Here is a 9,547-nt window from a genome sequence, read left to right on the forward strand (position 1 = left end):
GTCCTCGGCTGGCTGGAGCGGATCGAACCCGGGCTGATCGCCGGCATCCGGATGGCCGCGCTCGGCGTGTCCGCCGCGGCCTGGTCGCCGGTGCCGGTGGTCTCGGTCATGGCCTGCTGCAACAGCTCCGGGATCCGCGCCTGCGCGCGCTGCACCAGCTGCATGACCTGCGCCGACACCTCGGCCATCCGCTTCCCGGCCGCGGTCTCGGCGATCACGAGGTTCTTCAGCAGCCCGCGCGAATCGATCGTCACCTGGACCGTGCCGTCCTTCGACCGCTCGGTGACCGTCTGGCCCTGCATGCGATCGGCCAGCGCCTGGTACCGGGCGGCGTTCTCCTCGAGCCGCTTGGTCCAGTTGTCGATCATCGCGTCGCTGGCGTCGATGCTGTCCGGCATCACGGCCCCTTCTCTCTGCTTCCCCACATTGACGGATCCGGGGTCCCGCCGGTTCCCGAAACACGCAGAAAGCCACCATAGGGGACCCGGAGGTCTCCTACGGTGGCTGTCGCCGAGATGTGTCAGAGGTTGCCGCGGCGCTCCTGCTCACGCTCGATCGCCTCGAACAGCGCCTTGAAGTTGCCCTTGCCGAAGCCGAGCGAGCCGTGCCGCTCGATCAGCTCGTAGAACACGGTCGGGCGGTCGCCGATCGGCTTGGTGAAGATCTGCAGCAGATAGCCGTCCTCGTCCCGGTCGACCAGGATGCTGTGCTCCTTGAGCGTCTCGATCGGCACGCGGACGTTGCCGATCCGGGCGCGCAGCTCGGGGTCGTCGTAGTAGGAGTCGGGGGTGTCGAGGAACTCGACGCCGGCGGCGCGCATCGCGGTGACCGTGGCGATGATGTCGTTGGTGGCCAGCGCGATGTGCTGGCAGCCGGCGCCGCCGTAGAACTCGAGGTACTCGTCGATCTGCGACTTCTTCTTCGCCACGGCGGGCTCGTTCAGCGGGAACTTGACCCGGTGGTTGCCGTTCGAGACGACCTTGCTCATCAGCGCCGAGTACTCGGTCGCGATGTCGTCGCCGACGAACTCCGCCATGTTCACGAAGCCCATGACGCGGTGGTACCAGTCGACCCAGTAGTCCATCTTGCCGAGCTCGACGTTGCCGACGCAGTGGTCGACGGCCTGGAACAGCCGCTTCGGCGCGCCCTCGGGCCGCTTGATCGTGCTCTCGCGCGGCTCGTAGCCGGGCAGGTAGACGCCGGTGTAGCGCGACCGGTCGACCAGCGAGTGGCGGGTCTCACCGTAGGTCGCGATGGCGGCGACGCGGACCGTGCCGTGCTCGTCGGAGACGTCGTGCGGCTCCTCGAGGACGGTCGCGCCCTGCGCGCGGGCGTGCTCGATGCACTTGTCGACGTCGGTGGTCTCCAGCGCCAGGTCGATGACGCCGTCGCCGTGCTTGCGGTGGTGGTCGAGCAGCGGCGAGTCCGGCTGCACGCCGCCGGTGATGACGAACCGGGCCGACCCGGACTTCAGCACGTAGGACTTGCGCTCGTAGACCCCGGTCTCGGGGCCGGAGTACGCGACGAGCTGCATCCCGAACGCGATCTGGTAGTACCAGGCGGTCTGCGTGGCGTTGCCGGCGATGAACACCACCGCGTCCATGGCCTTGACCGGGAACGGGTCGGTCGAGGCGTCGTGGTCGACGAGCCCGACCAGCTGACGCAGCTGGTCGTAGCTGACGTCGTCGAGGGCACCCTGGGGTTCGGCAGTCTGGGTCATACCTCGAAGGATCGCCCCAGCGAGGCAAGATGAGCAATGCACTCTGTTTTTGCTGGGCAATATGACCGGTGATCGGCGGACTTCGGCCGTCATCGTGGACAATCTGCATATGCCGGAGACCTTGGATGCGCTGGATGCGCGGCTGCTGCTGTTGCTCACCGACTCGCCGCGCCTCGGGGTGCTGGAGTGCGCCCGCCGCCTCGGGGTGGCGCGCGGAACGGTCCAGGCCCGCCTCGACCGCCTGGCCGAGCGCGGCATCCTCGGCGGCTTCCCGCCGGAGCTCGACCTGGCGGCGATGGGCTACGGCCTGACGGCGTTCGCGGTGCTGGAGATCGCGCAAGGCCGCCGCGCGGAGGTGGCACAGGCCCTGGCGGCGATCGACGAGGTGTGCGAGGTCCACGCGACGACGGGCCAGGGCGACCTGTTCGTCCGCATGGTGGCCCGCGGCAACGACGACCTGCAGCGGGTGATCGACGAGGTGGTCGGCGTCCCGGACGTCCTGCGCACGTCGACGTCGATCGCGTTGTCGACACCGGTGCCGCCGCGGGTCCGCCCACTGCTGGAGCGGACCGCGCGGGGCTGAACACGCACGACGTGCGGGGGCAGGCCGACGCGGGTCGTTCGCTGCGCCGGTTTGTGCGGTCCGCGTCCGGGGCGAGGTTCGTCGCGACGGCCGGGCAGCGCGCGGGGCTTGCGGGCTGGCCTCGTTGAGGCGGTGCCGCCGCGGGTCCGCCCGCTGCTGGAGCGGACCGCGCGGGGCTGAACACGCACGACACGCGGAGGCCGCCCCCGCAGCCGGTCGGCGCGGGCCCACCGGGCCGGCTCACAGGATTCCGGCGAAGTCGTACGCCAAGGGGTTTCACCGGCGTGAACGGACCGCTGACGGCATGACCGGCGCCCCACCCAGACCCCCCCACCACCCCGATCCGAAGCCTGAACGCGGACGGTGGTGCCGGGTCAAGGCACGCTTTCCCGCCTTGACGCGGTACTACCGTCCGTAGTCACAATCCGGCTTCGGGGTGGTGGGCCACCAAGTGCTACCCCCGGTGCTGCCGCGGGTCCGCCCCGCTGCTGGAGCGGACCGCGCGGGGCTGAGCGCTCAGCCCTCCTCGGCCACGTGGGCCAGGTAGCGCTTGGCCGACCGCTGGACGACCTCGAAGCCGTCAGACCGCACGATCGCGTCCCACCAGGCGCCGTAGATCGCCTCGAACCGGTACCCGGCCAGCAGCTCCGCCGCGCGGCGGACGATGTGCGGCCGCTCCGGGATCAGGTTCGGGTAGCTGTACATGAAGCCGACGTGCGTCCGGTCGCCGATCACCTGCACGATGTCGCCCGACAGCAGCGCGCCCTGGCCGTTTTCGCCGTCCGGCCAGTGCAGCACCGTGCCGCCGGCGAAGTGCACGCCCAGGTTGATCAGTCGCAGGTCGTCGGCGATGTCCAGGGTGGTTCCGGACCACAGCTTCAGCGCCGGATCGGGGCGGCCGATCCACTGCTGGTCGGCTTCGTGCAGGTAGACCGGCACGTCGAAGGCGCGCGCCCACTCCACCATCGTCGTGTAGTAGTGCGGGTGGCTGATCGCGATGCCGGTGATGCCGCCCAGCTCGCGGACCTGCCGGACCAGTTCGTCGTCGAGGTAGCCGGCGCAGTCCCAGAGGAAGTTCCCGGAGCGCGCCCGCACCAGCAGCGCGCGCTGGCCGATCGCGAACCCCGGGTTGGAGCCGACGCCGGTGATGCCGGGGCCCTGCTCTTCGACGCGCGGCGTGTACGTGCCGCTTTCGCGGAGCGCGGACAGGTTCGTCCACTGCTGCCCGGACTGCGGGACGTACTGGCGTTCGTCCTCGCAGACCGGGCAGTCGTCGCGGGCCACGGCGTACTGCATGCCGCAGGCCTGGCACATCGGTTCGGTGCTCACGGTCGTTTCCTCCCAGTATGTGGATCCTGGGAGGACACGCTAGCCGTGGTGATCAGGCGTCGGTGTACGGAACCGCCTTGACGAGGGTCACCTTCTGGACCTTGCCGTTGGGCAGCTCGTACTCGCGGGACTCGCCCTCCTTGGCGCCGAGCAGGGCCTTGCCCAGCGGCGACTCCGGGGAGTAGACGTCGAGCTCGCCCTCGGCGCCCTCCTCGCGGGTGGCGAGCAGGAACTTCTCGTCCTCGTCGTCGCCCTCGTACCGGACGGTGAGCACCTTGCCGGGGCCGGCGGTGCCGTCGTTGGCGGGCGCTTCGCCGACCTTGGCCGAGCGCAGCAGCTCCTGCAGGTGCCGGATGCGCGCTTCGGCCTGGCCCTGCTCCTCGCGAGCCGCGTGGTAACCGCCGTTTTCCTTGAGGTCACCTTCTTCGCGGCTGTCGTTGATGCGCGCGGCGATGACCGGCCGATTCTCGATCATTTCGTCGAGCTCGTGCTTGAGCCGGTCGTAGGCATCCTGGGTGAGCCAGGTCACCTTGGTGTCGCTCACGGTCACCATCTCCTCGTCGGGCCTGCCAGGCTTGCGTGTTCAAGCCGGCCCACACGGGCGTAGGTGCCCGCGTGGCTGAGATAAAGGAAAAACACGGCCCGTCGCGGGCCGTGCTGAGGGGTCAGAGTATCACGGCGCGAGAGGTCGACGCCCGTTATTTCCCCGCACCCTGGGCGTTGAGCGCGCGGTTCACCCCGTTGGCCGCTATGGGGTTGACAGATAGCGTGGTATGTCGTACGAGCAGCCGAAAACGTCGGCGGTCACCGGTTCCCCGATGCTCTTGATCGTCGTGCTGATCCTGTTGTACTTCGCGCCGGCGGGGATCAGGAGCTCTTTGCGGCCGCTCTCGGCACCGGTCTTGTCGCGGACGCGGACGACGCACACGCCCGGCCTGCTGTCGTCGTCCCGGGTGACGTTGAGGGTGATTTCCATCGCGTTGCCCGGTTTCTCGCTGAACGCGATGCGCTCGGCGTCGATCGGCGCCGAACCGAGGTTGACGTACGCGACCCACGCGATCAGGCCGCTGACCAGCAGGGCGATGGCCAGGAAGAGCCAGCGCCGCCAGCGCCGGGACGTCGTCGCCCGCCCGGAGCCGTACCGGTCCGCGAGCAGCGCGGGCGCTGCCGTTTCCGCCGGTCCGCCTGCCAACCCGGGCCTCCTGCTCGTTCTTGTCGTACCCGTGGGGACAATGGTGACGCGGGTACGCCTCGAGTATCCGCCCGCTGGGTGGGCGGCCCGCAGGTGGGTCGCGGAATAAGGGCAGAAGGGGAGTCGTTCGGAGCATGGTGGACGCCGACGAGCTGAGGAAAACCGCCAACCCGCGCCTGCGCATGATGGCCGTGCACGCGCACCCGGACGACGAGTCCAGCAAGGGTGCCGCGACGATGGCGCGCTACGCCGCCGAAGGTCACGAGGTGCTGGTCGTCACGTGCACCGGGGGCGAAGCCGGCAGCATCCTGAACCCGGCCATGGACCGGCCCGAGGTGCTGGCCAACATGACCGAGATCCGCCGCGAGGAGATGGCCCGCGCGGCCAAGATCCTCGGCGTGAGCCAGCGCTGGCTGGGCTTCGTCGACTCCGGCCTGCCGGAGGGTGACCCGCTGCCGCCGGTGCCCGAGGGCTCGTTCGCCGTCGTGCCGCTGGAGGAGTCCACCGAGGCGCTGGTGCGCGTGATCCGGGAGTTCCGCCCGCACGTGATCACCACCTACGACGAAAACGGCGGCTACCCGCACCCCGACCACATCCGCACCCACGAGGTGTCGATGGCGGCGTGGGACGCGGCGCCGGACCCGAGCCGCTTCCCCGACGCCGGCGAGCCGTGGCAGCCGCTGAAGCTGTACTACATGCACGGCTTCTCGCGCGCCCGGATGGTGCTGTTCGACGAGGCGCTGAAGGAGGCCGGGCTCGAGTCGCCGTACACCGAGTGGCTGGCGAACTGGGACCCGAACCGGGGCGATGTGATGGAGCGGGTGACGACCCGCGTCGAGTGCGGTGAATACTTCGAGGTGCGGGACGAGGCGCTGAAGGCGCACGCGACGCAGATCGACCCGACCAGCCGCTGGTTCGCCGTGCCGCGGGAGATGCAGCGGGAGGTCTGGCCGACCGAGGAGTACGAGCTGGTGAAGTCGCTGGTCGACAGCACGTTGCCGGAGGACGACCTGTTCGCCGGCATCGCCGGCGCCGAGGAGAAGGTGAACACATGAGTTTGACGCTGCCGGCCGGCGTGGCGCTTCCGGTGACCGCGTCGGCCCTGGTGCTGACGCAACAACCGGGCAACGGCGACAACGGCGGGCAGGGGGAGGACTTCGGCAAGTCCTCCCCGGTCGGCTTCCTGGTGCTGATCCTGTTCCTCATCGCGGTGGCCTTCCTGGTCCGCTCGATGACCAAGCACCTCAAGCGCGTCCCGGCCAGCTTCGACGACCCGCCCGCGGAGGAGCCCGCCGCGGAACCCGACCCGAAGACCGAGGAGCCGAAAGCGGCCGAGAAGCCCGCGAAGGACTCCCCGGCCGCGTCGAAGACCGACTAGCTACAGGCGCGGGTCCACCGGGTCCGATTCCAGCGCGAGCACGGCGAACACGCACTCGTGCACGCGCCACAGCGGCTCGCTCCGCGCGACGCGCTCCAGGGCCTCCAGGCCCAGGGCGTACTCGCGCAGCGCCAGCATGCGCTTGCGGTTCAGCCCCCGCTTGCGCAACCGGTCCAGGTTCTCCGGCAGCGTGTAGTCCGGGCCGTAGATGATCCGCAGGTACTCGCGCCCGCGCACCTTCACCCCGGGCTGGACCAGCCCGCGCGTCCCGCGGGTCAGGTTGCCCGCCGGCTTGACGACCATGCCTTCGCCGCCGTCCGCCGTCAGCTCCTCCCACCACGAGACGCCGCGGGCGACCGACGCGTCGTCCAGCAGGTCCACCTCGAGCGTCCGGGTGCGCTGGAAGCGCGGGCCGGCCAGCTGGTCCAGCAGCGACAGGTGCCAGGCGTGCGGCCGGTCGTGGTAGGCCTTCCCCTCGGACGCCAGCAGCTGGAACGGCGCCAGCCGCACCCCGTCCAGGCCCGACGTCGGCCAGCAGTAGCGCCGGTACGCCGCCCGGTAGGAGTCCACTGTGGAGGAACGGGACGCCGTCCGCGCCAGGAGGTCGGCGACGTCGATGCCGCGCGCGGCCGCCGTCGACAACGCCGAGACCGCCGACGGCAGCACCGCCTGGGCGGCCGCGCCCACCGACGCGTACTGATCGGCGATCAGCGAACCGGCCTTCGCGCTCCACGGCAGCAGCTCGGCGTCGAGCAGCAACCAGCCCGAACCCAGCTCCTCGAACAGCCCGGCCGCCGCTGACCGCACGTCCGCCAAGAGCGCGTCGTTCTGCGCGGCCGAGAAGAACGGCCGTCCGGTCCGCGTGTACACCGCGCCGCCGCCGCGGATGCCGAAGCGGCGGTACGCCACCTCGTCGTCCCGGCAGACCAGCACGACGGCCCGCGAGCCCATGTGCTTCTCCTCGCACAGCACGGCTTGGACGCCGGCCGCCCGGTACTCGGCGAACGCTTCCTCCGGGTGCTCCAGGTAGTCGCCGCGGGACGACGTCGAACACGGCGCCATCGTCGGCGGCAGGTACGCGAGCCACCGCGGGTCGACCGCGAACCGGCTCATCACCTCCAGCGCCGCCGCCGACTGCTCCGCCGAGACGCCGACCCGGCCGTGGTGCGCGGTCTGCACGATCCGCTTCCCGGTGACGTCGCCCAGTTCCAGCACCGCCGGCTCGCGCCCGCCCAGCGGCCGCGCCGCGTCGAGCGGCTTGGCCGGCTCGTACCAGACCCGGTGCGCCTTCACCGAGACGACTTCGCGCTCCGGGTAGCGCAGCGCGGTCAGCTTCCCGCCGAACACGGCGCCGGTGTCGAGGCACATGGTGTTGTTGACCCACTCCGGCTCCAGCGTCGGCGTGTGCCCGTACAGGACCATCGCGGACCCGCGGTAGTCGCGCGCCCACGGCAGCCGCACCGGCAGGCCGTACTCGTCGGTCTCGCCGGTCGTGTCGCCGTAGAGCGCCATGCTGCGCACCCGCCCGGACGCGCGCCCGTGGTACCGCTCGGGCAGCCCGGCGTGCGCGACGACGAGCTTCCCGCCGTCGAGGACGTAGTGCGCGATCAGCCCGTCGCAGAACTCGTGGACCTGACGGCGGAACTCCTCGCTCTCCGCGCCGAGCTGCGCCAGCGACTCCGCGAGCCCGTGCGCGACGTTGACCTTCCGCCCGTGCAGCGCGCGCACCAGCTTCTGCTCGTGGTTCCCGCACACGACCAGCGCGTTCCCGGACGACGCCATCGCCATCACGCGCCGCAGCACGCCCGGCGTGTCCGGGCCGCGGTCGACGAGGTCGCCGACGAACACCGCGGTCCGCCCGTCCGGGTGCACGCCGTCGGCGTACCCCAGCTCGGCCAGCAGCTCCTCGAGCTCGGCCGCGCAGCCGTGGACGTCGCCGATCACGTCGAACGGACCGGTCAGTTCGCGCTTGTCGTTGCGCAGCGGCTCGACGACGATCTCGGCTTCGGCCACTTCGGCTTCGCTGCGCAGCACGTGCACGCGCCGGAACCCCTCGCGCTCCAGCGACTTCAGCGACCGCTGCAGCTCACCGCGCTGCCGCCGGATCACGTGGTCGCCGAAGTCGCGGTCGGTGCGCGACGCGTTGCGCGCGGCGCAGACGGCCACCGGCAGGTCGAGCACGATCGCCGTCGGCAGCACGTCGTGCTCCTTCGCGAGCTTCACCAGGCTCGCCCGCGAAGCACGCTGGACGTTCGTCGCGTCGATGACGGTCGTCCGCCCGGCCGCGAGCCGCTTCGCCGCGATGTAGTGCAGCGCGTCGAAGGCGTCGGCCGAGGCCGACTGGTCGTTCTCGTCGTCGGCGACGAGCCCGCGGAAGAAGTCGCTGGAGAGCACCTGCGTCGGCGCGAAGTGCGTGCGCGCGAACGTCGACTTGCCGGAGCCGGAAGCGCCGACGAGCACGACGAGCGCCATGTCGGGAACGGTCAGCTTCACGCGGCCACCTCCTTTTGGGTGGTGAAGACCGCCATCTGGGTCGGCGGTCCCGATTCCTGGTCCTCCGGTCCGATCGGCAGGTATCGGACGTCGTAGCCGCGCCGGGTCGCGACGCCGTCCGCCCAGGCGCGGAACTCGGCTCGCGTCCATTCGAACCGGTGGTCGGCGTGCCGGAAATGCCCCATCGGCAGGAACTCGAACAGCCGGTTGTACTCCGCGTTGGGGGTCGTGACGAGCACCGTGCGCGGTGCCGCGACCCCGAACACCGCGTGTTCCAGTGCCGGCAGCCGGTCGGCGTCGACGTGCTCGACGACCTCCATGAGCACGGCGGCGTCGAACCCGGCCAGCGCCGGATCGGCGTAGGTGAGCGCGGACTGCCGCAGCGTGACGCGCGAGCTCTCCTTCAACCGCTTCTCCGCGATGGTCAACGCACTGCTCGACACGTCGACGCCGACGATCTCGGTGAACGACCGCTCTTTTTCGAGGACGCGCAGCAGCGCGCCGGAGCCGCACCCGAGGTCCAGGACGCGCCGGGCGCCCGCGGCCCGCAACGCGGCGAGCACGCTGCCGTGGCGCTGCGACGCGAGGCTCTCCGGCTTGTCCGGTACCTCCGTGACCAGCGCTTCGGCCTCCGCCGGGACGTCGTCCGCCTCGGCCAGCCGCGAAAGCGCGTACGCGACGACCGGGCGGCGCCGCTCGAGGTAGCGGTTCGTGATGAGCGTCCGCTCGGGGTGCCCGGCGAGCCAGCCGTCGCCGGCGCGCAGCAACTTGTCGGCCTCGTCCTGGCCGACCCAGTAGTGCTTGTCGCCGTCGAGCGCGGGCAGCAGGACGTACAGGTGGCGCAGCGCGTCG

The 9,547-nt window shown here is 70.9% G+C and carries 10 protein-coding genes; 3 read left to right on the forward strand and 7 right to left on the reverse strand.

All coding sequences use genetic code 11. The annotated features are described in order from the left end of the window. Both CCN39_RS23405 and hppD read right to left on the reverse strand, forming a co-directional pair. Nucleotides 1-398: YbaB/EbfC family nucleoid-associated protein (locus CCN39_RS23405; RefSeq protein ID WP_244210960.1), on the reverse strand; the 398-nt coding region annotated here is incomplete at its 3' end. Nucleotides 399-520: 122 nt separating this feature from the next. Beyond that, entirely contained in the window at nucleotides 521-1,720 is a 1,200-nt protein-coding gene (gene hppD / locus CCN39_RS23410) for a 4-hydroxyphenylpyruvate dioxygenase (protein WP_086845336.1), read from the reverse strand. Nucleotides 1,721-1,829: 109 nt separating this feature from the next. Between hppD and CCN39_RS23415 the strand changes: the two genes are divergently transcribed. Continuing rightward, nucleotides 1,830-2,303, forward strand: coding sequence for an Lrp/AsnC family transcriptional regulator (locus CCN39_RS23415; RefSeq protein ID WP_086845338.1), 474 nt, complete (start codon nucleotides 1,830-1,832; stop codon nucleotides 2,301-2,303). Between the two features lie 516 nt (nucleotides 2,304-2,819). Here the strand turns inward: CCN39_RS23415 and CCN39_RS23420 are convergent. From CCN39_RS23420 to CCN39_RS23430, 3 genes are all read right to left on the reverse strand, one after another. Continuing rightward, the gene (locus CCN39_RS23420; protein WP_086845340.1) at nucleotides 2,820-3,632 is read right to left on the reverse strand and encodes an MBL fold metallo-hydrolase; all 813 of its coding nucleotides are present in this window, start codon (nucleotides 3,630-3,632) and stop codon (nucleotides 2,820-2,822) included. Between the two features lie 52 nt (nucleotides 3,633-3,684). After that, on the reverse strand, nucleotides 3,685-4,185 hold the full coding sequence (greA, locus tag CCN39_RS23425) for a transcription elongation factor GreA (RefSeq protein ID WP_086845342.1): 501 nt from the start codon (nucleotides 4,183-4,185) through the stop codon (nucleotides 3,685-3,687). A gap of 195 nt (nucleotides 4,186-4,380) precedes the next feature. Next, nucleotides 4,381-4,824, reverse strand: coding sequence for a DUF4307 domain-containing protein (locus tag CCN39_RS23430; RefSeq protein ID WP_086845343.1), 444 nt, complete (start codon nucleotides 4,822-4,824; stop codon nucleotides 4,381-4,383). A gap of 134 nt (nucleotides 4,825-4,958) precedes the next feature. Here CCN39_RS23430 and mca point away from each other — a divergent pair, with 134 nt between their 5' ends. Continuing rightward, nucleotides 4,959-5,879 carry a mycothiol conjugate amidase Mca gene (gene mca, locus CCN39_RS23435; protein WP_086845345.1) on the forward strand — a complete coding sequence of 307 codons (921 nt, stop codon included), beginning with the start codon at nucleotides 4,959-4,961 and terminating at the stop codon, nucleotides 5,877-5,879. Then, nucleotides 5,876-6,202: a hypothetical protein gene (locus CCN39_RS23440; protein ID WP_086845346.1), complete on the forward strand. Its 327-nt coding sequence runs from the start codon at nucleotides 5,876-5,878 to the stop codon at nucleotides 6,200-6,202. The genes mca and CCN39_RS23440 overlap by 4 nt, the downstream gene beginning before the upstream one ends. Here the strand turns inward: CCN39_RS23440 and CCN39_RS23445 are convergent, their stop codons facing one another. Then, on the reverse strand, nucleotides 6,203-8,695 hold the full coding sequence (locus CCN39_RS23445) for a polynucleotide kinase-phosphatase (protein WP_086845348.1): 2,493 nt from the start codon (nucleotides 8,693-8,695) through the stop codon (nucleotides 6,203-6,205). After that, on the reverse strand, nucleotides 8,692-9,547 hold an 856-nt coding region (locus CCN39_RS23450), incomplete at its 5' end, for a 3' terminal RNA ribose 2'-O-methyltransferase Hen1 (RefSeq protein ID WP_086845350.1). The genes CCN39_RS23450 and CCN39_RS23445, both read right to left, overlap by 4 nt.

This window comes from Amycolatopsis kentuckyensis (assembly GCF_002155975.1).
GTDB lineage: Bacteria > Actinomycetota > Actinomycetes > Mycobacteriales > Pseudonocardiaceae > Amycolatopsis > Amycolatopsis kentuckyensis.